Below are 22,275 nucleotides of genomic sequence, written 5' to 3' on the forward strand. Positions count from 1 at the left end.
TGAACTTGAAAATGAAAACGAAACGGCTGCTGGCCCTGTACATCGTGCTGATCTTAACGGGAACTGTATTCGTCTCCACTGCTTATGCAGAGGGCGATCCGATGACGACAGTCAACAACCTGTCTACTTTTATCTTCGGTTTAATCCGTGCGATTGGCATGATTATTCTCGGTTTCGGCATTGTTCAAATTGGATTGTCGCTAAAATCCCATGACCCTTCTCAGCGCGCAAACGGGTTTCTGACGCTCGCCGGAGGGGTCATTATTACGTTTACGAAGGAAATTCTTACCCTGATTGCCGGATGAGCCTGAAGCTTTGCATGAAGGGGGGCGGACGTTTCGTCTGTTCCCCGTTTACGGAAGGGGTGAGCATGTGTCAAAAAACAGTTGGGTGATCGACAACCTCGAAAATGCCTTGGATACCTGGAACGATAAGATGAATGAAATCTGGAGCCTCGTTACGCAATCGCCAGCGGATTTTAAGGGTGGGGGCGTTTGGCGTGTCATCACAGATATTCACGGTGCGTTGCAGGCGACGGGACTGGCGCTTCTGGTCTTGTTTTTTGTGATTGGCGTGGTGAAGTCGACCGGCAGTTTTGCGGAAGTGAAAAGGCCGGAGATGGCCGTCAAGCTGTTTATCCGCTTTGTGCTCGCCAAGGCGGTCGTAACCTATGGTCTGGAGTTGATGATGGCTCTCTTTACGATTGTACAGGGGATCATCTCAACGATGATGGGACGCTCCGGGTTTGGAACGACAGAGGCTATGGCCTTGCCGGATACGGTAGCGCAAGCGATTGAAGACGTTGGCTTCTGGCAAAGCATTCCGCTGTGGATCGTCACCATTCTCGGCAGTTTGTTCATTACGGTGCTATCCTTTGTGATGATCCTTTCGGTGTACGGGCGCTTTTTCCGTATCTATTTGTATACGGCAATAGCCCCCGTTCCGCTGTCCGCATTTGCGGGGGAGCCAAGCCAAAATATCGGCAAGTCGTTCCTGAAAGGATACGCGGCAGCGTGTCTGGAAGGCGCGATTATTGTACTGGCGTGTATCATTTATTCCGCCTTTGCTACCGCTCCTCCAGCCGTCGATTCTAGTGCGGGCGCGGTTACGATGGTGTGGACGTATATCGGGGAACTCATTTTCAACATGCTCGTTCTTGTCGGTACGGTGAAGATGGCAGATCGTATCGTGCGCGAAATGATGGGACTGTAATCACCTTGTGAATGATGGGAGTTATCGGATTGCGGTCAAAAATAGCTTCAATAGCGCCAGAGCATCCTTGCGCTGCTTCTCTGTGCATTGATTGAGCGCAGCCATAATCAATGCCGTTTCATCGTAAGGTGTGGCGCTCTCCTCTTGACCCAGGAGCAATTCATTAGGAGAAAGCTTGAGCAAATTGCAAATACTGAACATCGTTTCAATGGACATCCCGGCTTTACCTCGTTCAATATCGGCGCAAAATCTTGGGACCCGTCCAACTCGTTCAGCCAGTTGTTCACGAGAAATTTCCAATGCCTCTCGTTGCTTCCGAATGCGTTGCCCCACCTTCTTTTTATCGTAACCAATCATCAAGCGTCACCTCTTTACAGGGGTTGAGTTTATAACTCCCATTATGGAGGAGTACACAATTGACATAAATGAGATTAAAACTTACCATCGAAGTAGTCTTCTAACATACACCGTGTTTCATTCAAAAATGTCGGCTCTCACAATAAAAACGGGAGGATGGATAAATGAACGAATTGTTAAGAGAGCTGGAAGAGGAGCGGCGAAAGCTGAATTCGCTTGGTGAACAGTTAATAAAGCAATCCATTTCTTTATCCGGCCATCAAGCATTTCAAGAGCAAAGTCAGAAGGTCGATCAGCTAGTAGCCTGCTATCATCACATGAAAGCCAAGCAGAAGCAGCGGGTAAGGTAAAAGAGTTGTGGGGGGAAGCAGGTAATGGAAATTCCACCGTGGTTTCGAACAGCTATTCAAGGTCGATTGGACTACGTTTCTGCACGATTCGAGCATCATCCTGATCTCAAGCGTGTTCGTGCTGAAGAAAAGAAGGCTTTTCAAGTCTTGTTTGTTGGTATGGATATTGGTCGTATGCCTGAATTTGAAGCTTGGGAGGACAGACATCATTTTAAACAATCGATTATCAATGAGTGGTTATATTTGCAAGGGATGAAGGATGGCTTTCAGCTTGCTGTGGAACTATTGAGCAATCCTGTGCCATTTGATGACGACACACTGTTCAAACCTGAAAGCAACGAGCCTGAGGCGTAGACTGCTCATCCGGGAGGGATAAAAGTGGAAGTGAAAATCAACCGGGAAATCCGGGATTATACGGAAAGCTTGTTCTTCGGACTGTCCTTGCGGCAGTTCTTTTTTTCTGTTCTGGCGGTCGCAGCGGCAATTGGACTGTATTTCGGGCTGCGCAGTCATTTCGGACTGGAAACGCTCAGTTGGATGTGCATATTGGGGGCAGCTCCCTGCGCCGCGCTCGGATTTATCTGCTATCACGGTATGACGGCGGAGCAACTATTGTGGGCGTATGTGAAGTCGGAGTTTCTGATGCCAAGACGGCTTGTCTTCCGCTCGACCAACATATACTACGAAGCGCTGAAAGGAAGCCTGCACAAGTGTGAGCAAGAAAGGATGAAGCGCAATGATTAAGACGCTCAGGCGCACCATGAAGCAGGACAAGGAACGGTCTGTTATTCCCAAAAGCGTACAACAAGCGATCCCGATCCGCGCCATCTGGCCGGACGGGATTTTTGCTGTCGGCAACAAATTCTCGAAGTCGTTCCGTTTCGCGGACATCAACTACGCTGTCGCATCGAGAGAGGACAAGGAGACGATGTTCCTTTCCTACTCCGAATTGCTTAATTCTTTTGACAGCGGCGCGACGACGAAGATTACGATTCACAATCGGCGGCTGAATCAGGCAGATGTGGAACGTTCCATTCTTATTCCGCTCCAGCACGACGGGCTGGATGTGTATCGGCAGGAGTACAACGACATGTTGCTTGGCAAAGCGACGGATGGCAACACCAATGGGACGATTCAAGAGAAATACATCACCATCTCCGTGGTTAAAAAGAACGTGGATGAAGCTCGCCATTACTTCGCGCGGGTCGGCACGGAGTTGACGGCGCATTTCTCTCGTCTCGGCTCGAAATGTACCGAGCTTGATGCGACTGACCGCCTGCGCATTCTGCATGACTTCTTCCGGATTGGCGAGGAAGCCGATTTTCGCTTCGACATGCAGGAGATGATGCGCAAGGGACACGATTTCAAAGATTACATTTGCCCGGACACCTTCGAGTTTGCCAAAGATCATTTTCGGATGGGCGAATACTACGGTCGGGTCATCTTTCTGCGTGATTACGCCAGCTACATCAAGGACAGCATGGTAGCCGAACTGTGCGACTTGAACCGCAACTTGCTGCTGTCGCTCGATGTGATCCCGATTCCGACCGACGAAGCTGTCCGTGAAGTGGAGAATCGACTGCTCGGCGTGGAAACGAACATTACGAATTGGCAGCGACGGCAAAATCGCAACAACAACTTTTCTGCTGTCATCCCTTACGACATGGAGCAGCAGCGCAAAGAGAGCAAGGAATTTCTTAGCGACCTGACCACACGCGACCAGCGGATGATGTTTGGACTACTTACGATGGTGCATGTCGCGGACAGCAAAGAACAACTCGATAGCGATACGGAGACATTGCTCACTACGGCCCGCAAGCATTTGTGCCAGTTTTCCACGCTCTCCTATCAGCAAATGGACGGTTTGAACACGGTGCTGCCGTATGGGCTGCGAAAGGTTCATGCTTTGCGGACGCTCACGACTGAAAGTACGGCTGTCTTTATCCCGTTTCGAGCGCAGGAGATCATGCATCCAGACGGCATTTATTACGGCCAAAACGTCATCAGCAAAAATATGATCGTCGCCAATCGAAAGCAACTGCTTAATGGAAACAGTTTTATCCTTGGCGTATCCGGTTCCGGTAAAAGCTTCGCCGCGAAACGGGAAATCGTCAACCAGATATTGGCGAGCGATGACGACATTATTCTGATTGACCCGGAGCGGGAGTATTCCGCTCTGGTAAATGCGCTGGGTGGCGAGACGATTCATATATCTGCTACTTCGTCGAACCATATCAATGCAATGGATATGAACCGGGATTATGGCGACGGAGCCAATCCGATCATTCTTAAATCGGAATTCGTCCAGTCGTTGTGCGAGCAGTTGATCGGAGGACATCAACTTGGAGCCAAGGAGAAGTCGCTCATCGATCGCTGTACCGCCGCTGTGTACCGCAAGTATTTGCGGAGCAACTATAAGGGACAGCCGCCGACATTGCAGGATTTTCGCGCGGAGCTGCTCAAGCAAGCAGAACCGGAGGCGCAGGACATCGCGCTGGCCATTGAATTATTTACTTCCGGTAGTCTGAATACGTTCGCCCAATCGACCAACGTCAACGTCCACAATCGGCTGATTTGCTACGATATTCTCGACTTGGGCAAGCAGCTTCTTCCCATCGGCATGCTGGTCGTACTCGACAACATCTTGAATCGGATTACGCAAAATCGCGCCAGAGGCAAGAATACGTTTATCTTTATTGATGAAATCTACCTTCTGTTCCAGCACGAATATAGCGCCAACTTTCTTTTCACGCTCTGGAAGCGTGTCCGAAAGTATGGCGCTTTTTGCACAGGGATTACGCAAAATGTGGACGATCTGCTGCAAAGCCATACAGCCCGCACCATGCTCGCAAACAGTGAATTCATCGTCATGCTGAATCAGGCAAGCACCGACCGGATGGAGCTTGCCGAGTTGCTCAACATTTCGGATCTGCAACTGTCTTACATTACGAATGTTGACGCCGGGAATGGTCTGATGAAGGTCGGCAGCTCCCTCGTACCGTTTACCGACAAGTTCCCGCGGCACACGAAACTGTATGGCCTAATGACAACGAAGCCCGGAGAGTAATGGATAAACAGCAGTAGGCGGCTGATCGCAAACAGGATCAGCCGCTTAAGCACTAATATACATCTCTCATGGACTCTTCACCAGTAAATCTTGGCTGTTAGGAAACTTACAATGTTCTGCCGAGCATTCGCATTCCATAGTTTCTGTCACTTCTTTACAAAACATTAATGGGTAGTTTATCCAATTCATCATTTCAAATTGCATGCTTTTTGATACATATTTTTTTGCTCTGTTTATACGTATCAAAATGTATCGGGTATCGGCAAAAGACCAAAATCCGGAACGGCAGCTCGTCAAGTTCCGGGAGCTGGGCGTTGATGAAAGATACATATTTGTTGACAAGCAGAGCGGCAAGGATTTTGAGCGGCCGCGCTATCAGGCAATGCGTCTGATGATTAGAGAGGGCGACCTGGTTTACCTGGATGCGCTGGATCGGCTGGGCCGAGATTACGACGGCATAATTGCCGAATGGAAAGCCATTACACGAGAGATCGGCGCAGACATCGTATGTCTGGATAACGAAACGCTGTTCGATTCCAAAAAGTTCAAACAAATGGGTGATTTCGGCAAAGTCATGGAGGACCAGTTTTTAAGCCTGCTGGCATATGTGGCCGAGCAGGAACGGAAAAAGAATCGGCAGCGGCAGGCGGAAGGGATCGAAGTTGCCCGAGCGGATGGCGTAACGTTCGGGAGGCCAAGGCAGGAAATTGACGATAAGTTTATCCGGACATACCGGGAATGGAGAGCAGGGCAAATCACGGCAACCGAGGCTATGCGAAGAATTGGTATGAAAAAACCGACGTTTTACCGGCGGGTGAGGGAGTATGAGGGAGCAAATGGACAGAACAAGCAATCGCCCGTTGCTTCAAAGGACGATGCAGAGAATGGGAATCAGGGGATGGCTTGAAGCCATCCCCTGGTCATTATTCCGGTTTATTCCCTGCATTCGGGTCTGCAACAAAATTTGTCTTATAGTCTGTATATTTCAGCTCCGTTACCATGCCGGCAGAAGCATGATGCAGATCATGACAATGGAACATCCAGTTCCCTTCATTATTTGCTTCGAATGCGACAACGTATTCTTCGCCCGGCTTCAAATTCAACGTATCCTTTATGATTGGAGATCCTTCAAGCGGTTTCCCGTTCTTGCTTAGCACTTGAAAGAAGTGACCGTGCAAGTGCATCGGATGGTCGTCAGTTTTCGAGTTATTGACAAGGCGAACCTTGACGGTATCTCCTTTTTTGACGTTTATCGGTTCGGTTTCCGGAAACGTTTTTCTGTTTATGGTGTAGACCATTTCGCCGTTTTTCATTTCGGTGTTCAAATTCATCGTGTATTCCAAATTATACTTCTGATCTAACTTAAAGTTGGCTTTGCCCACTTGGCCGTAACGGCTCATATCGACAGCCGTCAGCTTCTCTGCTTCATTCGCTTTGTCGGAACCGGCGGGAGCTCCTTCATAAGCAATCGTGGCTTTCATCCCTTTAACAGCAGCTTTGTCGCCGTGGTCCTCGATCAACCATTGGCCCGGATTGCTGGCGACAAATTCAATATCGTAACGCTCTCCTGGAGCAATACTTACGACATTATCATTCAGGATACCTGGATTGTTTATAGGTTGTCCGTCGGTAGCAATAACTTTGAATTCATGTCCGTGCAAATGAATTTGATGAGACAGAAAGCCCGCATTAATCAAACGGATTCGAACTTTATCTCCTTCCTTAACAGGGAGCTGATCTACCAGCGAACCGGATTTTCCATTTATGGTATACAGATCGTACATGCTCATATCGTGTCCCATATTCATGGAACTATTATCGGTATTGGTCGACGCTTTGTTTTCGTTCCCCATATTCATCGTACTGTGATCCATGCCCGACAAATTGCCAGACATGTTCATGCTGGATTTATTGTCTTTGCCATCCGAACTGCCCATATTCATTTTGCTATGATCCATTTCCGACATGTTGCCTCCGGACATATTCATGCCGGACATTTCTCCGGAGCTCATCCATTCATCGAGGACAAGTGTATAATCACGGTCAACGTCGGTACCTTCTTTCGGTTCAACGATGAATGCCCCATATAATCCGCGATCCAATTGATTCACACTATCCTGATGGGAGTGGTACCAATAGGTGCCAGGGACATCTGCTTTAAACTCGTACGTAAACGACTGACCTGGTTGAACGGCATTTTGCGTTACGCCCGGAATGCCGTCCATAGCGTTGGGTACAGGAACGCCGTGCCAGTGAATGGTGACTGGCTCGGGCAACTGATTTTTCAGATTGACTTTTATCGTATCTCCTTGCTTAACCCGAATTTGTGGACCAGGAACGGAATTGTTGAATGTCCAAACCGGCAACGTTTTTCCAGGAGCAATTTCCTGATTGCTTTGGGAGGCAGTCAAATTAAATTCTTTTCCTGTTAATACAACGGACTTTTCTGTTTGAGTATTTGTCGTCTTCGCAGTCTCCTTTGTTCCCTCCATATTCATTTTCGAGTGATCCATTCCGCTCATCGAACCGGAACAACCAGCCAATACAACAGATAAAGCTCCGACTGCAATTATACTTTTGAGCTTCCAGCTAAGCTTCATTCATATTCATTCCTTTCTGTATCTGAACTTCCTATAGATCAATCATAGCCGAAGCCTATGTAGAACTTTTGAAGAAGCGAGAAGGAGTTCGCAGAGACAGGTTTATTTCTTTATACTTCAGTACACCGATTTGTGAAGGTAGGCATAAGCTGATAAAAAGATACGCGAGGCTTGCTCCTCATTCCATGTGGTCCTTTGAATCAATGGATTTACAAGGAAGGACCTTAAACTTGGGGGAAACGGCACTTCTTCAGGATGAAGTTTATCCGTTTACCTGGAATTTGCAAAAAAACGGAATCATGTTATCCACCTTGCATAATCACTGGTTAATGAACAATCCAAATCTAGTTTATGCGCATTATACTTCTGTTGAAGAGACGCTTTCTTTTGCAAGGAAGGTGGCAGAAGGCTACAAGGTGTTGCAGTAATTTGATAATTAATGTTCGGAATTAGGAAGATAACGTTTTCCCGGGCGCGTGAAGGAGTAGTCAGTCTTAAAAACATAGTGTTCGGAATTTTGAAGGCCGGCGAAGATATATAATTGCGAAGAGGCAACTCCTACGTTAGGGGCTGTCTTTTTTCAATTTGCGTGAACAAAAATCGCTTACAAAATCTTCTTGACAAATAGGGTAGGGGGCTATACTATTTTATCGAAGGTGGTCAGTGCACTGACCAAACCAATTCAAAATTTCAGCAAGGAGGAAATCAAAATGTCAACGCAAGCAAATGTAATTGCAGCGCCGGATGCACGAAGATGGAGAGCCTTATTTTTGCTTTGTCTCGCACAATTCATGGTGATTATGGATACATCCATTATCGGGGTGGCGCTTCCGGCTATAAAGGAAGCGCTCGGCTATTCTCAAGATAACCTGCAGTGGATATTCAACGCATATGTTATATTCCTGGGGGGCCTTATGCTCCTTGGCGGACGCCTATCTGATCTGTTTGGCCAGCGAAGAATGTTTATGCTGGGCTTTCTCATTCTTTCCATGGCGTCTTTGCTGGCCGGTCTTGCCTGGTCGGAGGCAGCGATGAATACCGGTAGAGCCCTGCAGGGGCTAGGATCGGCGTTCATTTTGCCAGCCGCGCTGACGATTGTGATGATTTTATTCAGTCATAACCCGAAAGAACTGAATAAGGCGCTCGGTTTTTGGGGAGCCTCAGCGGCAGCTGGTGGTACGGCGGGAGTGTTTCTTGGCGGTGTCATTACCGAGTGGCTCAGCTGGAACTGGACATTCCTCATCAATATCCCGGTAGGGATATTCGCATTGATTTATAGCATGAGGGTTCTTCCAGCCGGAGTTCGTCAGAAGGGGAGCGTTGATGTTATCGGCGCGCTGGCGATCACAGCGGCGCTTGTGCTCGCTGTTTATGCTATTGTTACGGCGGAGCAAGTTGGCTGGGGATCCGTTCAGACGATTACCTTGCTTCTTATTGCCGCATTGCTGTTATTCGTATTCTTTGTGATTCAAAAAGTAAAGAGAGAGCCCCTTATACCGCTTGGCATATTTGCCGCGCCGAACTTACTTGTCGGCAACATTGCTTTTGGCCTGCTGGCGGGTGCGTGGATTCCGTTATGGTTTTTCTTGAATTTGTATTTGCAGCAAGTATTGCGGTTCTCAGCATTTGCTGGCGGCGTAGCTCTTGTCCCGATGACGGTTCTAGTCATGGTTGTCATGATCGGATTAACGGGGCGTTTAGTCGGACGATTTGGTTTTAAAAGCATTCTGGTTATCGGGCTTCTTGTTCTGGCAGGCTCTCTGTTCCTGTTAGCTGGCTATACGCCGATCAACGGGAACTTTGTGGCCAATGTGCTTCCGGCATCTTTGCTGGGCGCACTGGGAATGGCGCTTGCCTTCATCCCCGGCACTATTGCTTCGATGTCAGGGGCGAAGCCAGAAGAAACGGGCCTCGCATCAGGGATCGCCAATACAAGCTATCAGATCGGTTCTGCGATTGGTCTTGCCATCATGTCTGCGGTGGCAGCCTCCTGGACAGGCGGGCAGCTTGAGCAAGGGGCAGAGCAAATTGCCGCACTGAATACCGGCTTCCATGCGGCGTTTATCGGCGCGGCAATAGCCGCAGTCGCAGGCGCGTTCATTGCGCTACTTTTCTTACGGAAACCGAAGCAATAAGAATTTGACGATGACGATTCAGCTTCGGCTGGGTCGTTTTTTGTTTTCTTTGTATAGGGTAGGGGGACTATGGTACAATAGTGAGAGAAAGGAGTGATTTGGATGGAGCAACTTACGCAAGATGATGCCCAGACGCCTACCCACGATTCATGCTGCACGAACGGACGGCAAAGTCACCATTCTGAAAAGACGAAAAACAATTTGATAAGCCGCCTCAACAGAATCGAAGGTCAGGTTCGGGGGCTTAAAGGTTTGATTGAGAAGGATACTTACTGCGACGATGTGCTAAATCAAATTTCATCGGTCCAGTCCGCATTGAACGGTGTAGGAAAACTTCTTTTGGAGCACCATATGAAGAGTTGTGTGATCGAACGTATTCAAGATGGAGAGAACGAAGTGATCGACGAGCTCCTAGTCACCATTAATAAGCTTATGAAATAAGGAATGGCCTGGGATTCGTGAGAATCCCTTTTGTTTGGATTCAAAAATAGGGTTGGGGGGTAATGTAAAATAAGTGTTGACACATATAGTATAGGGGGGTATACTATAAATCAAGGAGGTGCTGACGATGGACGTTATGGAAGTGAAGGCTGAAGAAGCATGCTGTTCGTCCGAAGATGGCCGAAGAAGTCACCATTCACTTGCCGTAAAGTCGGACCTGACCGTTCGCCTAAATCGTATTGAAGGGCAAATTCGCGGTGTGAAAGGCCTCATTGATAAAGACACTTATTGCGATCAGGTGTTAAATCAGATCGCCGCCATCCAAGCTGCACTAAACGGCGTGCGAAAAGTTCTTTTAACAGGACACCTTAAAGAGTGTGTGGTGGAGCGCATCCAACAAGGCGATGCCGAAGTCGTAGATGAGCTGCTGCAGACCATTCAAAAGCTGATGAAATAAAAACCAATAAACAGTCAAAGGAGAATGAATCCATGAAAAATGTAACGTTGAAAGTTGAAGGTATGTCTTGCGGACACTGTGTCAATTCGATTGAAGGGGCTTTGAAAACAATTGGGGCAAGCGGCAAAGTCGATCTCTCGGGAGGAACGGTAGCTGTAGCGTACGATGAAAGCCAACTGACGATAACTGCCATTAAGGAAGCTATTGAAGAACAAGGATACGACGTAGTGTAACGAATCGGAAAAGAAACGAGGTGTTCGTGATGGAAGCAGTCAGGCTGGAAACGGAGCAAACGTCCCTGCAATTAACCGGTATGACATGCGCCGCTTGCGCAAACCGGATTGAGAAGGGACTCAATAATCTCGAAGGCGTGACGGAAGCGAACGTGAACTTTGCCCTGGAACGGGCGACGGTTACGTACGATCCGAAAAAAGTAAATGTCGCGCAAATGGAACAAAGCATTCAAAAACTCGGCTACGGTACGGCAAAAGAAGTCGTTGATTTCAAACTGGAAGGCATGACCTGCGCGGCTTGCGCGAATAAGATTGAGAAAGGCCTTGGAAAATTGCCCGGCGTCACGAACGCTTCCGTTAACTTCGCGATGGAAACCGCTCGGGTCGAGTACAACGCGGCCGATGTATCTATCTCCGATATGCAGCAACGCGTGGAAAAGCTGGGCTATAAAGCGATACCGAAGCAAGACGAAGCCAATCCTTCGGAGCATCGCGAGAAAGCCATTTCACAACAAAAGCGCAAACTGCTCATCTCCGCCGTTCTTTCGCTGCCGCTGCTCTGGTCCATGGTCAGCCACTTTTCGTTCTTATCCTGGATCTGGATGCCGGAGCTCTTCATGAATCCGTGGTTTCAATTGGCGTTGGCTACACCAGTTCAATTTTACATTGGCAAACAGTTCTATGTGGGCGCGTTCAAAGCGCTCCGGAATAAGAGCGCCAATATGGACGTACTCGTCTCGCTCGGAACGTCAGCTGCATACTTTTACAGCTTATACTTAACAATTGAATGGGCCTCAATGGGCAGCATGGCGCATCACGGTCCATCGATGTACTACGAAACGAGCGCGGTCCTCATCACTCTCGTTATTCTCGGGAAGCTGTTCGAGTCGCTGGCTAAAGGCCGTACATCTGAAGCGATCAAGACGTTGATGGGCCTTCAGGCGAAAACGGCTCTCGTTGTTCGGGACGGGCAGGAAATGACGATTCCGGTCGAAGACGTACTCGTCGGCAATATCGTGGTGGTGAAACCGGGGGAGAAGATCCCGGTGGATGGGGAAGTGCTGGAAGGAAGTTCGTCGGTCGATGAATCGATGCTGACCGGCGAAAGTATCCCGGTCGAGAAAAAAGCCGGAGACAGCGTGATCGGTGCTACCGTCAACAAAAACGGCAGATTGAGATTGAAAGCGACCAAAGTCGGCAAGGAAACCGCGCTTGCCCAAATCATTAAGGTCGTGGAAGAAGCGCAAGGCTCGAAAGCGCCGATTCAACGGGTAGCGGATGTCATTTCCGGAATCTTCGTGCCGATCGTCGTAGGGATTGCGGTTGCCGCATTTCTGGTTTGGTACTTCTGGGTGACACCCGGCGATTTCGCAAATGCGCTGGAGAAAGGGATTGCGATCCTGGTCATCGCCTGCCCTTGCGCACTGGGGCTCGCTACACCGACATCGATTATGGCGGGCTCCGGCCGCGCCGCGGAGCTTGGCGTGCTGTTCAAAGGCGGCGAGCATCTGGAATCCACGCACAAAATCGATGCGATCATTCTCGACAAAACCGGCACCGTAACGAAGGGGAAACCGGAACTTACGGATGTTGCCGCCGCAAATATAGACGAACATGCTTTTCTCCGCTTAGTTGGCGCTGCCGAGAAGGATTCCGAGCATCCGCTTGCGGAAGCGATCGTTGCCGGAATCCGGGCTAAAGGCATCGAGCTTCCGGCAACGGAACAGTTTGAGGCGATTCCAGGGTTTGGTATTCGTGCCGTCGTTGAAGGCAAAGAGGTTCTGGCCGGTACGCGCAAGCTGATGGCGAAATATGACGTTTCGGTTGAACAGGCGCTTGATCGGATGACGCAGCTTGAAGAAGATGGAAAAACGGCGATGTTGATCGCGGTTGACGGAGCGTATGCGGGTCTCGTCGCGGTGGCCGATACGATTAAAGAAACATCGAAAGAGGCTGTAACGCGGCTGAAAGAAATGGGCATAGAGGTGATCATGATCACGGGAGACAACGAACGCACCGCACGGGCGATTGCGGGGCAAGTCGGCATCGATCATGTTCGCGCCGAAGTGCTTCCAGAAGGCAAAGCGGAAGAAGTGAAGAAGCTGCAAGCGCAGGGTAAGAAAGTGGCGATGGTCGGCGACGGCATCAATGACGCCCCCGCGCTGGCGATGGCAGATATCGGCATGGCGATCGGTACCGGTACGGACGTGGCCATGGAGGCCGCCGACGTCACCTTGATGCGCGGCGATCTGACGAGCATTCCGGATGCGATCTACATGAGCCGCAAGACGATGAGTAACATCCGCCAAAACCTCTTCTGGGCGCTCGGCTACAACACCCTCGGCATTCCGATTGCCGCGATTGGACTGCTGGCCCCTTGGGTTGCGGGCGCGGCGATGGCGCTCAGTTCCGTGTCCGTCGTCCTTAACGCCTTGCGTCTGCAGCGTGTCAAAGTACGCTCTGCATCGAACTTGTAATGAAGTGGAGTTGATATAAACCATGAAGAAGAAAATCATCCTCGTCGCTGCGGCGGTACTTGTGTTAAGCATATTGGCCGCATGCGGCAAAGCAGGGGATAAGAAACCCGCAGGCGGAAATAATCATGCCGGTCATGGAGCCATCAGCGGGCAAGAGAACGCCGAGAAGCCTGCAGGAAACGAGAAAAAGGAGGCGGGAGAGATGGATCATGGAGGCGGCCACGGCGGCCATGGCGCAGATGCGAAGCCTGCTGCGGAGAATCTTCAAGCATCATTTGCCTTCCCCGCAGGCGCCGCAAAAGCAAATGAAGAAACGGAATTGACCATTCAAGTGAAGGATAAGGACGGGAAACCGGTCAATAAATATGATGTCAATCACGAGAAATTGCTTCATCTCATTATCGTCAATCACGATTTATCGTTCTTTAACCACATTCACCCCGAGTTTAAGGGTGACGGCACATTTACGGTGAATACGTCGTTCCCGGCTGGCGGTGAGTACAAAGTGTTTGCGGATTTTATTCCGACTGGCGGGGCCAATACAACGCTCAGCGAGTGGGTGAAGGTGGAAGGCAAAGAAGGCAAGCATGCCGCGATTGCAGCTGACGCAAATCTTGTGAAAGAAGTCGATGGCAAGGAAATTGAGCTCTCTATGAGTGCCGCCAAACCGAAAGAAGACGTGACATTGACCTTCAACATTCGCGACGCGAAGACGAAGAAGGGGATCAATAATCTGCAGCCTTATTTGGGTGCGGTTGGCCATGTCGTAATTCTTTCGGAAGATGCGAATCAGTATCTTCATGTTCATCCGATCGACGAGAAAGCGACCGGGCCGGATGCGAAATTCGCGACTTCTTTTCCGCAAAGCGGCACGTTCAAAATTTGGGGACAATTTCAGCACAATGGCGAGGTGTTCACCGTCCCCTTCGTCGTCAATGTGAGATAACGGATCGAAGAGGAGAATGATCATGGGAGATAAGACGAAACTGGCGGTATCGCCTGCGATTCAAGTCGGGGGAAGCCTATTTACGCCGGATCAACTTGCCAAGATCGGTACGGTTGTCGGTTCAGACGCCAAAATTGAAATGACCTCGTTCAAGCAGCTTTACGTGGAAGTGCCTCTTGATGAGCGAGAAGCCATCCAGGAAGAACTGGAGCGTGCCGGTCTGGAAGTATATCCGGCCGGATTTGCGACCAAGAGCCTGATCGCCTGCAACTTCTGCAAAGGTGCGGAAGAAGCCGGTCTGGAGACGGCTCGCATCTTGAATCGGGCGATCGCTGGCATCGCGACGCCCACGCCGCTGAAGATTGGCTACGCAGGCTGTGCGCTGGGCACAAGTGAACCGCTGCTGAAAGATATCGCTGTCGTCAAAATGCGGGATACGTTCGATATTTACGTTGGAGGAGAACCTAAAGGCATCAAAGCTGCGACGGGGCGGTTGCTTGTCTCCGGCATAACAGAGGAACGACTTGTTCCTGTTGTATCCACGCTTATTGATTTTTATAAGCAACAAGCAAAAGGAAAAGAGAAGTTCAGCAAATTCGTGGATCGGATCACGATGGAGCAGTTGAAACAAATCGTCGCGTAAAGGAGAGAAATTCCATGTCGCAAATCGATCCGAAAGATCCGATCAAAATTTACACGATCCCGACCTGCAGCGACTGCCACTTTGCCAAGCGCTATTTCAATGAGCATCAAGTTCCCTATGTTGACTACAATTGTGAAGAAAATATCGAATATGCGAAAGAAGTTCTGGAGCTGACAGGAAAGCAGGTCGTACCGACCATCGTCATTAAAGACAAGGTATTTGTCGGTTTTGCCGAGAACTTGAATGAAATAAGCAAACTCCTTGTAGGCTAAGAACTTATAGGTGTCTCGCGCAGGCTGCTATTTGTGTCCGTGACTAAAGAGTGGTTGCCTTAATCCGAATGTTAGGAGCATTCATAAGGGGAGGTACTATCGTGGCGTCCGAGCAAAATGAAGAAAGATCAAAATCATGGGAAACCGCAGGGCAAGTAGCGGCTTGGAATCGAAGCAGTGACGATCGAGAAAGGCTTCTAGGGGAAGCGACGGAGCTTATGCTGCGGGAAGCTGGCGTTAGGGAAGGAACGCAGCTTCTGGACATAGCGGCGGGGATGGGGGACCAGACGTTCATGGCCGCCCGGATGATCGGTCCGGCAGGAAATGTTGTTGCTACCGATATCTCAGCGACCATGCTGCAGGTCCTTGCCGAGATCGCGAAACAAGAGACGCTCACTAATATTCAAACGCATGTCATGGATGCCCAGCATGTAGATTTGCGGACAGACACCTTTGATGCGGCTATATCCCGTCACGGTTTGATGTTTGTTCCAGAGCTGGGGCAAGCCTTGACGGGTATCCGAGAGGTGTTGAAAACGGGCGGTAAATTCGCGGCACTCGTATGGTCGAGTCCGGATAAGAACCCGACCTTGTCCCTGCCGATTTCTATCATTTCACGATATGCAGGCATCCCGATTATGGAAGGCGGCAAAAAACCAGGCGTGTTCTCACTTGGTAACCCCGACTTACTGGCAGAAGCCTTTCAGACAGTGGGCTTCCGGGATGTAACGGTGCAGGCTGTCCCGCATATTCACCGCTATGCTTCGGCTGTGGAGTTTAGCCGTCGTGGGCGAGAAGACGTATCCGCCGGTCCGCTGGGTGAAATCATTAAACGGCTCAGTGAGGAAGAACGCAAAAAGATGCATATGGAAATTGTTCGTGCGCTGCAGACATTCGAAGGGCCAGAAGGATTTGAAGGGCCATCGGAATCACTCCTGGTTGTGGGGATCAAATAAATGGGCTTACGCAGCTTTCCTTTGGAGAACGGAATGGAAACATGATGAAAAAAGGATTGGTTGTTCTTCTTTATGGGGTCGTGATTGCCGCCGTCATAATCTTCAAGGAATCTCTGCTTTCATGGCTCTCTCTTGGAGGCGTGGAGCGTCTTCCATGGATGATCGGGGCTGCGATCCTTCTTGCGATGATTCCGCTCGTTCCTTTTGGGATTGTAGCCGGAATCATCGGGGCCGCGTATGGGCCGGTCTGGGGCAGTTTGATCAATGTGGTCAGTTCAACCACCGCGGCAGCCTTGACCTTTTGGGCGGTTCGGTTGATTTTTCAGGAACGAGGCCGTCAGCTCATGGCTTCGGTGAAAGGAGCAGAACGGTTTATCTTCCTTCTGGAGCGTAATGCATTCTTTGCGGTCATACTGGCTCGCCTGCTACCATTCGTCCCCGCGGTAATCGTCAATATCGGTGCGGCTCTCTTCCGAATGTCCTTTGGAAGTTTTATTATGGCCACTGCGGTCGGGAAAGTACCGGTCATGGTTGTGTTTGCCTTCATGGGGAGTCAGTTGGATTCAAACTGGCCCGTTATGCTACGGACGCTGTTCATTTACATGTTCTTTCTGGTGGTTGTATACGCAGGCTATCGAGTATGGCTTCGCTGGATGGAATCCCTTTATAAAAAGGAACCGACTGATGAATACTATAGAGGAAAAGGGGACTGATTCGGGCTGATTAGGGTCGCCCTTTTGTTGTTTCTGCACGGCATCTCTGCATCTACATCAGTTCTACATAAGTCATGGGTAAAGTGATACATAGAGGCGTTATTCGCGGAGGATGGTCATGAAAACGATATTGGTCGTCGATGATGAATCGAAAATTCGGGATGTGGTTGTATCCTATTTGAAAAAAGACGGTTTTCAGACCGTTGAAGCCGAAACGGGCAGCGAGGCCATTCGGCGCGTGCAAAACGAATCGATTGATTTTGTCATCCTGGACCTTATGCTTCCGGATATGGAGGGCGAGCAGGTTTGCCAAGCGATTCGTCAAATCCATTCTGTTCCGATTTTGATGCTTACCGCCAAGGTTTCCGAGAACAATCGGATTAAGGGGTTATCCATGGGGGCCGACGATTACTTGATCAAGCCCTTTGACCCACGCGAAGTAGTGGCTCGGGTTCGGGCGATTATGCGGCGTACGGACGAATATCATTTGCTTGCGGATCGCCTGGCCTTTAATCAAGGGGAACTTATCATTAATTCGTTAAAGCAGCAAGTATTCCGCGACGGCCAACCGGTGAACCTGACCCCGAATGAATATAAGCTGCTGCTTGTCCTGGCCAAGCATCCGCAGCGTCACTTTTCACGAGAGGAGCTTGTAGAACGCGTGCTTGGCTATGATTTTGACGGTGATATCCGAACGATCGATCAGCATGTAAAAAATATCCGGCAAAAAATAGAGGGCGACCCCAAGTCCCCAAAATATATTGTGACGGTGTATGGAACCGGCTATCGGTTTGCAGGAGGAACAACATGAATAAGCGTCTGCATACCCGTTTGGCTCTGATTATTATCGGGATTGCTGCTGGCATTGTCCTGATTACAACCATTAGCGTCATTTTGACGACACACTATCATTTCTCCTTGTATCAAGCTCAAGCCGGTATGACGCACGAATTACCCGAACTGAATTATCATTTGGAACAAGCGTTGATGCAAACGATCATCTGGACGTGTTTAGTTGCGATTGTACTTGCCGTATTTCTCGGTTTTTATGTAGCCAAACGAATTTCGGCTCCTCTCATTCATATGAAGCGAGTCGCGGAACGCATGACGGACGGGGAATGGAGTACGAGAGTGGACATTCAAGGGAAAGATGAGCTTGCAGACTTGGGCGCATCGCTAAATACGCTGGCAGAGCAGTTGCAGCAGCATGAGCAACTGCGCGTCACGATGACCGAAGACATCGCGCATGAGCTACGAACCCCTTTGGCTACGCTCAAAAGTCATATGCGCGCCCTAGAAGACGGGATTTGGGAGCCTACGCCGGAGCGTATCCATTCCTGCTACGAAGAAATCGAACGATTGACGCAGCTAGTAGCCGAGTTGGAAGACTTGACGCATGTGGAGTCCCCCGGTTTTCAATTGGTGCGAAAAGAAGAATCATTGACGGCCATCATCGAGAGAGGCGAAGAACTGGTTGCTGCTGCCTATCGTGAAAAAAACGTTCATCTACGGTGTTCCGTAAGTCCTCATATTGATGTTTTTGTCGATCATGATCGCATGATTCAGGTGCTTGTGAATCTGCTTAGCAACGCATTGAAATTTACTCCTGAACACGGAGAAGTGCGAATTGAGGGTAGTGAAGACAGCGGACATGTTTGGATCCGAGTTCAAGACACGGGAACGGGAATCCCACAGGAGGACTTGCCCTATGTGTTCGAGCGATTTTACCGGGCGGATAAGTCCCGCAATCGGAAGACCGGCGGCAGCGGCCTGGGGTTAACCATCGTCAAGGAGTTGGTTGCAGCCCACGGCGGGGAAATTTCGGCCGAGAACCGGGAAGGTGCCGCTTTTACAATTCGGATTCCCAAAAGACAATAGAGCAAGCATTCTACATCGAATCTTCAAAAGTATCGATTACACTGTATATGACTTGCATTTTTATCGAATGGTTTGGAAATACATGGGGGACACTGAATTCAGGTCTCTTTTTTAGATATGGGGGTAATTTTTTTGAAAAAGATGACGATGCTTGCACTAGCGGCAGTACTCTTGATCGGGACCACGGCATGCTCGAAAAAGGCAGAGCAAGGGCCGAATTCCAATGCGAGTACCACTTTTATGCACCTACATGGCCTTGGTTACTCCGCAGACGGAAAACGGCTTTTCATTCCCGTTCACAACGGACTACAGTTATATGCAGATGGTTTATGGAGTGAAGGTCCGGGGGTGAAGCACGATTATATGGGGTTCACCGCTGTCGATGACGGATTTTACAGCAGCGGCCATCCAGCACCGGGTTCGAAGTTTAAAAATCCATTAGGCCTTGTGAAAAGTACGAATGACGGGAAAACCATCACGGTCCTGGCACTTGAGGGAGAAGTCGATCTACACGGTATGACAGCCGGGTATCGTTCGCATGTGCTATACGTGGTGAACCCGGAACCTAACACCAAAATGAAACAGGCAGGGCTGTTTTATAGCAAGGATGAGGGGAAAACCTGGACAAGCAGTCCTGCAACCGGGCTCCAAGGGCAGATGATGGCAATCGCAGCTCACCCTTCTGATGCAGCAATTGCTGCCGTCGGCACGACAACAGGTGCCTTTCTGTCGAAGGATTACGGCCAGAGGTTTACCGCATTGGTTCCGGAACAACCGGTTTCGGCCCTGGCTTTCACGGATTCCGGTAACGTACTAGTAGCTACCTCCGGCCCCAATGCTTCGCTGATTGAAATTAATATAGAGAGCAAGCAATCGTTGGTGATTCAGACGCCAAGCAAGGATACGATCACCTATGTTGTCCAGAATCCAGCGAATCCGAAAGAGCTGGCCATCGCAACGGAGCCAAAAGATGTCTTTCTTTCTACCGATCGCGGCGCTACATGGATACAAATTGCAGATAAAGGCAAAACTATCAACCGAAAATAGGAGGTTTTTAAGCATGAAAAAAAGCTTGAAAGTCGGTATTATTTCGGCGGCTACAGCACTGGCCCTGACCGGATGCTTTAACAAATCCAATTCTTCCACTCCACACGATATGAACAACATGGGCCAGCAAACTGGTTCGGCACAAAGCCCAGCCAGTGCGGTATCTTTGCCGTGGATTGCCTCAAAAAACACGACGCGCATCAATACAAGTGAGCCGGTGGAAGCTGCGGTGCTGGTTTCAAAAACGCTGTGGATGGCAACCAGTGATGCGAACCGTCCCGGAGGCGTCATTCTGGCGAACCCGAAAGATTGGCAAACGACCCTCGTTAGTGCAGATTTGATTCATCACCCGAATAACGGTCCAGTTCTGTTTGTGAATAAAGACAGTGTACCGGATGTAACGCTGGACGAATTGAAAAGACTAAAACCAATGGGGACGGACATGAATAAAGGAACCCAGGTTATATTGGTCGGGGATCTTGACCCCAAGGTAGAGGAGCAGGTAAAGGCGCTTGGATATAAGACGGACAAGATTGCAGGGGGCAACCCGGCGGCCGTAGCCAAAGCCGTAGATGCTTATTATACCGCTGTCGCGATGGAAAATCCGCCTTCGGTCATCATTGGTTCTATGGACAGCGAAGAATATTCAATGCCAGCAGTGAATTGGATTTCTCATATGCCTGAGCCGCTACTTTATGTTAAAAAGGATGAGGTTCCGCAAGAAACCGTGGATGCTTTAAAGAAACGGGGCGGAAAAGCCAATATTTATTTGCTCGGGCCAGAATCGATTATTTCGGCCAAAGTCCAAGAACAATTGGGTCAGTACGGGAAAGTGGTTCGTATTGCGGGCAACGATCCATATGCGAATGCCGTTGCCTTCGCGAAGTATAAAGATTCCACAACCGGTTTTGGTTGGGGGATTACAACCCCGGGTCATAACTTTTCGTTCGTCAATAAAGATTCCGCAGCCTTGGCACTCGCGGCAGCTCCATTCTCGCATTTAGGCAAACATGCACCGCTTCTCTGGACGGACAAAGACAAACTGCCGGATACGGTGATGTCCTATGTCATGTCGATTCAACCGAAATATAAAAAGGAGCCAACGGAAGGGCCTTACAATCATGCTTGGTTAACGGGGAGCGAGGATTCGTTATCCGCCGTGGCGCAAGGGGAGATCGATTCCATGCTGGAGATCGTATCGGAGACCGGAGAAGGCCATGGCGGGCATGGCGGCGGAAATACAAAGACAGAACCGTCCCCTAAACCAAGTGAGGGCACAACCGGCGGCTATATGCCGGGCATGAAGCATTGATTATCAGGTCGAACACAAATTTCCAAAAGAAAGCAGGTGTCTGATTATGATGGGGATGATGTACGGATGGTCATGGGTCATGATGCTGTTTTGTGCATTGTTCATGGCCGCGATCATAGGTGTCGCCGTTTATATAGCGGTAAGGCTTGCTTTAAGAAAAACTCGTTTGTAGTATATCGCAGCTCGTTTGGGTAAAACATAAAAGGTACAAATTTCAAATTGGAGGTAAAACAACCCATGTCACATGAGCAATTTCAACATTGCATTGATGAATGCATAAAGTGTATGCTGGCATGCAATCACTGTTATGACGCCTGCTTGAATGAAGATCACCTTGAGGGGATGAAAGAGTGCATCCGGTTGGATCGGGAGTGCGCCGACATTTGTGCCTTTGCTGCGCAAGCGATGTCCCATCACAGTTCCTATGTGAAGGAGCTTTGCCGGATTTGTGCCGATGTTTGCGAAGCATGCGGGAATGAGTGCAAAAAGCACGAGCATGAACACTGTCAGCGCTGTGCCGATGCTTGTTTCTCCTGTGCAAAAGCTTGCCGAGCTATGGCAAGCTGAAACAAGGCGAAAACAGCCTATCCCACTCTGGGGATAGGCTGTTTCGGTGTTCTATCTTTTCAATTGCTTAAAGTAGCAATTCTTGGTTAAACTGACGCAGTAGAAAAAATTCTGTACTCACTCATGTAGGAACTTTATTTAAAGTATATAAATTTAAAGAAGCAGAGAATGGGGAAGAAGCCGTCCAACTGTTACAGGAATATTCGGCCGGATGTCGTCACCATTGATATTACGATGCTCGAAATGGGCACTATGGCAAATTCGGTTGTATCAGTACCGTAAATCTGGTTACTCTAGGCCAATGCCGTGCTCGTTATAGGTATCCCTCCATAGACTAATGTGGAAATACGAAGACGTTCAAACACACGAGGAGGGAATTTCCTTTGAATCATTTCGTCCACTATGCGATGCCGATGTACACGCAAGACAATGCCACTTATTATAGACAAATGTACGAATGGCATATGAAACCTGCATCATTATCAAGAACAGTTGCGCGGGTTTCATTTGGAACGGGCCAAGTATTTTCAAGGCTTGGTTGAAGAAAGAGAGAAAGCTGCTACAAAATCCAACGACGGCCCTGCTGCTTGATACGGAATTTCTATGGGGCGA

The 22,275-nt window shown here is 49.3% G+C and carries 25 protein-coding genes; 23 read left to right on the plus strand and 2 right to left on the minus strand.

The annotated features are described in order from the left end of the window. Window positions 1-11 precede the first annotated feature (11 nt). Window positions 12-305 (plus strand): glutamyl-tRNA amidotransferase, encoded by a 294-nt coding sequence (locus VE23_RS01145; protein WP_256715116.1) that lies wholly within the window; start codon window positions 12-14, stop codon window positions 303-305. Window positions 306-372: 67 nt separating this feature from the next. Beyond that, the gene (locus VE23_RS01150) at window positions 373-1,212 is read left to right on the plus strand and encodes a hypothetical protein (RefSeq protein WP_228551416.1); all 840 of its coding nucleotides are present in this window, start codon (window positions 373-375) and stop codon (window positions 1,210-1,212) included. A gap of 21 nt (window positions 1,213-1,233) precedes the next feature. Here the strand turns inward: VE23_RS01150 and VE23_RS01155 are convergent, their stop codons facing one another. After that, window positions 1,234-1,569: a helix-turn-helix domain-containing protein gene (locus VE23_RS01155; RefSeq protein ID WP_036684668.1), complete on the minus strand. Its 336-nt coding sequence runs from the start codon at window positions 1,567-1,569 to the stop codon at window positions 1,234-1,236. Between the two features lie 164 nt (window positions 1,570-1,733). Between VE23_RS01155 and VE23_RS01160 the strand changes: the two genes are divergently transcribed. The 5 genes from VE23_RS01160 (at window position 1,734) to VE23_RS01180 (ending at window position 5,893) form a co-directional block, all read left to right on the plus strand. Further along, on the plus strand, window positions 1,734-1,919 hold the full coding sequence (locus tag VE23_RS01160; protein WP_021877385.1) for a hypothetical protein: 186 nt from the start codon (window positions 1,734-1,736) through the stop codon (window positions 1,917-1,919). A gap of 24 nt (window positions 1,920-1,943) precedes the next feature. Further along, complete coding sequence (locus tag VE23_RS25425) at window positions 1,944-2,273, plus strand: hypothetical protein (protein WP_021877386.1); 330 nt, start codon at window positions 1,944-1,946, stop codon at window positions 2,271-2,273. A gap of 24 nt (window positions 2,274-2,297) precedes the next feature. Further along, window positions 2,298-2,663 carry a PrgI family protein gene (locus VE23_RS01170; protein ID WP_049867107.1) on the plus strand — a complete coding sequence of 122 codons (366 nt, stop codon included), beginning with the start codon at window positions 2,298-2,300 and terminating at the stop codon, window positions 2,661-2,663. Next, entirely contained in the window at window positions 2,656-4,986 is a 2,331-nt protein-coding gene (locus tag VE23_RS01175; protein WP_021877388.1) for a VirB4-like conjugal transfer ATPase, CD1110 family, read from the plus strand. Before VE23_RS01170 ends, VE23_RS01175 begins: the two co-directional genes overlap by 8 nt. Window positions 4,987-5,188: 202 nt before the next feature. Then, on the plus strand, window positions 5,189-5,893 hold the full coding sequence (locus VE23_RS01180) for a recombinase family protein (protein ID WP_407945017.1): 705 nt from the start codon (window positions 5,189-5,191) through the stop codon (window positions 5,891-5,893). A 16-nt stretch (window positions 5,894-5,909) separates the two neighbouring features. Here VE23_RS01180 and VE23_RS01185 read toward each other — a convergent pair whose 3' ends face one another. Next, window positions 5,910-7,586, minus strand: coding sequence for a multicopper oxidase family protein (locus VE23_RS01185; protein ID WP_021877391.1), 1,677 nt, complete (start codon window positions 7,584-7,586; stop codon window positions 5,910-5,912). A gap of 68 nt (window positions 7,587-7,654) precedes the next feature. Here VE23_RS01185 and VE23_RS27580 point away from each other — a divergent pair, with 68 nt between their 5' ends. The 16 genes from VE23_RS27580 (at window position 7,655) to VE23_RS25580 (ending at window position 21,663) form a co-directional block, all read left to right on the plus strand. After that, complete coding sequence (locus VE23_RS27580) at window positions 7,655-8,014, plus strand: DUF1259 domain-containing protein (protein ID WP_228551418.1); 360 nt, start codon at window positions 7,655-7,657, stop codon at window positions 8,012-8,014. A 282-nt stretch (window positions 8,015-8,296) separates the two neighbouring features. Continuing rightward, a complete protein-coding gene (locus tag VE23_RS01195; protein ID WP_049867109.1) occupies window positions 8,297-9,721 on the plus strand; it encodes an MFS transporter in 1,425 nt (474 codons plus the stop codon). Window positions 9,722-9,823: 102 nt separating this feature from the next. Further along, complete coding sequence (locus tag VE23_RS01200) at window positions 9,824-10,162, plus strand: metal-sensitive transcriptional regulator (protein WP_048743981.1); 339 nt, start codon at window positions 9,824-9,826, stop codon at window positions 10,160-10,162. A 127-nt stretch (window positions 10,163-10,289) separates the two neighbouring features. Next, window positions 10,290-10,619 carry a metal-sensitive transcriptional regulator gene (locus VE23_RS01205; protein ID WP_048743983.1) on the plus strand — a complete coding sequence of 110 codons (330 nt, stop codon included), beginning with the start codon at window positions 10,290-10,292 and terminating at the stop codon, window positions 10,617-10,619. Between the two features lie 32 nt (window positions 10,620-10,651). Next, window positions 10,652-10,852, plus strand: coding sequence for a cation transporter (locus VE23_RS01210; protein ID WP_048743986.1), 201 nt, complete (start codon window positions 10,652-10,654; stop codon window positions 10,850-10,852). 29 nt (window positions 10,853-10,881) lie between these two features. Then, window positions 10,882-13,329, plus strand: coding sequence for a heavy metal translocating P-type ATPase (locus VE23_RS01215; RefSeq protein WP_049867110.1), 2,448 nt, complete (start codon window positions 10,882-10,884; stop codon window positions 13,327-13,329). A gap of 22 nt (window positions 13,330-13,351) precedes the next feature. Continuing rightward, window positions 13,352-14,275, plus strand: a complete 924-nt coding sequence (locus tag VE23_RS01220) for a hypothetical protein (protein WP_021877399.1) — start codon at window positions 13,352-13,354, stop codon at window positions 14,273-14,275. A gap of 22 nt (window positions 14,276-14,297) precedes the next feature. Beyond that, entirely contained in the window at window positions 14,298-14,918 is a 621-nt protein-coding gene (locus VE23_RS01225) for a nitrite reductase (RefSeq protein WP_153783394.1), read from the plus strand. 14 nt (window positions 14,919-14,932) lie between these two features. Beyond that, window positions 14,933-15,190 (plus strand): glutaredoxin family protein, encoded by a 258-nt coding sequence (locus tag VE23_RS01230; RefSeq protein WP_021877401.1) that lies wholly within the window; start codon window positions 14,933-14,935, stop codon window positions 15,188-15,190. Window positions 15,191-15,291: 101 nt separating this feature from the next. Next, on the plus strand, window positions 15,292-16,146 hold the full coding sequence (locus VE23_RS01235) for a class I SAM-dependent methyltransferase (RefSeq protein ID WP_048743993.1): 855 nt from the start codon (window positions 15,292-15,294) through the stop codon (window positions 16,144-16,146). 41 nt (window positions 16,147-16,187) lie between these two features. Then, complete coding sequence (locus tag VE23_RS01240) at window positions 16,188-16,859, plus strand: TVP38/TMEM64 family protein (protein WP_048743995.1); 672 nt, start codon at window positions 16,188-16,190, stop codon at window positions 16,857-16,859. Between the two features lie 118 nt (window positions 16,860-16,977). Further along, window positions 16,978-17,670, plus strand: coding sequence for a response regulator transcription factor (locus VE23_RS01245; protein ID WP_049867111.1), 693 nt, complete (start codon window positions 16,978-16,980; stop codon window positions 17,668-17,670). Next, the gene (locus VE23_RS01250; RefSeq protein ID WP_048744001.1) at window positions 17,667-18,737 is read left to right on the plus strand and encodes a sensor histidine kinase; all 1,071 of its coding nucleotides are present in this window, start codon (window positions 17,667-17,669) and stop codon (window positions 18,735-18,737) included. The genes VE23_RS01245 and VE23_RS01250 overlap by 4 nt, the downstream gene beginning before the upstream one ends. Window positions 18,738-18,878: 141 nt before the next feature. After that, complete coding sequence (locus VE23_RS01255) at window positions 18,879-19,784, plus strand: F510_1955 family glycosylhydrolase (RefSeq protein WP_374725869.1); 906 nt, start codon at window positions 18,879-18,881, stop codon at window positions 19,782-19,784. Between the two features lie 13 nt (window positions 19,785-19,797). After that, on the plus strand, window positions 19,798-21,096 hold the full coding sequence (locus VE23_RS01260) for a cell wall-binding repeat-containing protein (RefSeq protein ID WP_048744006.1): 1,299 nt from the start codon (window positions 19,798-19,800) through the stop codon (window positions 21,094-21,096). Between the two features lie 237 nt (window positions 21,097-21,333). Then, window positions 21,334-21,663 carry a four-helix bundle copper-binding protein gene (locus tag VE23_RS25580; protein ID WP_083436180.1) on the plus strand — a complete coding sequence of 110 codons (330 nt, stop codon included), beginning with the start codon at window positions 21,334-21,336 and terminating at the stop codon, window positions 21,661-21,663. The last annotated feature ends 612 nt before the right edge of the window (window positions 21,664-22,275 follow it).

Origin of the sequence: Paenibacillus sp. D9 (genome assembly GCF_001188365.1) — a bacterium.
In the GTDB taxonomy this organism is placed as follows: domain Bacteria; phylum Bacillota; class Bacilli; order Paenibacillales; family Paenibacillaceae; genus Paenibacillus_O; species Paenibacillus_O humicus.

Bases quoted from the DNA above. Each gene is read 5' to 3' on its own strand.
- VE23_RS01145 (WP_256715116.1), top strand. From the start codon at position 12: ATGAAAACGAAACGGCTGCTGGCCCTGTACATCGTGCTGATCTTAACG.
- VE23_RS01155 (WP_036684668.1), bottom strand. From the start codon at position 1,569: ATGATTGGTTACGATAAAAAGAAGGTGGGGCAACGCATTCGGAAGCAA.
- VE23_RS01160 (WP_021877385.1), top strand. From the start codon at position 1,734: ATGAACGAATTGTTAAGAGAGCTGGAAGAGGAGCGGCGAAAGCTGAAT.
- VE23_RS25425 (WP_021877386.1), top strand. From the start codon at position 1,944: ATGGAAATTCCACCGTGGTTTCGAACAGCTATTCAAGGTCGATTGGAC.
- VE23_RS01175 (WP_021877388.1), top strand. From the start codon at position 2,656: ATGATTAAGACGCTCAGGCGCACCATGAAGCAGGACAAGGAACGGTCT.
- VE23_RS01180 (WP_407945017.1), top strand. From the start codon at position 5,189: ATGCTTTTTGATACATATTTTTTTGCTCTGTTTATACGTATCAAAATG.
- VE23_RS01185 (WP_021877391.1), bottom strand. From the start codon at position 7,586: ATGAAGCTTAGCTGGAAGCTCAAAAGTATAATTGCAGTCGGAGCTTTA.
- VE23_RS01195 (WP_049867109.1), top strand. From the start codon at position 8,297: ATGTCAACGCAAGCAAATGTAATTGCAGCGCCGGATGCACGAAGATGG.
- VE23_RS01200 (WP_048743981.1), top strand. From the start codon at position 9,824: ATGGAGCAACTTACGCAAGATGATGCCCAGACGCCTACCCACGATTCA.
- VE23_RS01205 (WP_048743983.1), top strand. From the start codon at position 10,290: ATGGACGTTATGGAAGTGAAGGCTGAAGAAGCATGCTGTTCGTCCGAA.
- VE23_RS01210 (WP_048743986.1), top strand. From the start codon at position 10,652: ATGAAAAATGTAACGTTGAAAGTTGAAGGTATGTCTTGCGGACACTGT.
- VE23_RS01215 (WP_049867110.1), top strand. From the start codon at position 10,882: ATGGAAGCAGTCAGGCTGGAAACGGAGCAAACGTCCCTGCAATTAACC.
- VE23_RS01220 (WP_021877399.1), top strand. From the start codon at position 13,352: ATGAAGAAGAAAATCATCCTCGTCGCTGCGGCGGTACTTGTGTTAAGC.
- VE23_RS01225 (WP_153783394.1), top strand. From the start codon at position 14,298: ATGGGAGATAAGACGAAACTGGCGGTATCGCCTGCGATTCAAGTCGGG.
- VE23_RS01230 (WP_021877401.1), top strand. From the start codon at position 14,933: ATGTCGCAAATCGATCCGAAAGATCCGATCAAAATTTACACGATCCCG.
- VE23_RS01240 (WP_048743995.1), top strand. From the start codon at position 16,188: ATGATGAAAAAAGGATTGGTTGTTCTTCTTTATGGGGTCGTGATTGCC.
- VE23_RS01245 (WP_049867111.1), top strand. From the start codon at position 16,978: ATGAAAACGATATTGGTCGTCGATGATGAATCGAAAATTCGGGATGTG.
- VE23_RS01250 (WP_048744001.1), top strand. From the start codon at position 17,667: ATGAATAAGCGTCTGCATACCCGTTTGGCTCTGATTATTATCGGGATT.
- VE23_RS01255 (WP_374725869.1), top strand. From the start codon at position 18,879: ATGACGATGCTTGCACTAGCGGCAGTACTCTTGATCGGGACCACGGCA.
- VE23_RS01260 (WP_048744006.1), top strand. From the start codon at position 19,798: ATGAAAAAAAGCTTGAAAGTCGGTATTATTTCGGCGGCTACAGCACTG.
- VE23_RS25580 (WP_083436180.1), top strand. From the start codon at position 21,334: ATGTCACATGAGCAATTTCAACATTGCATTGATGAATGCATAAAGTGT.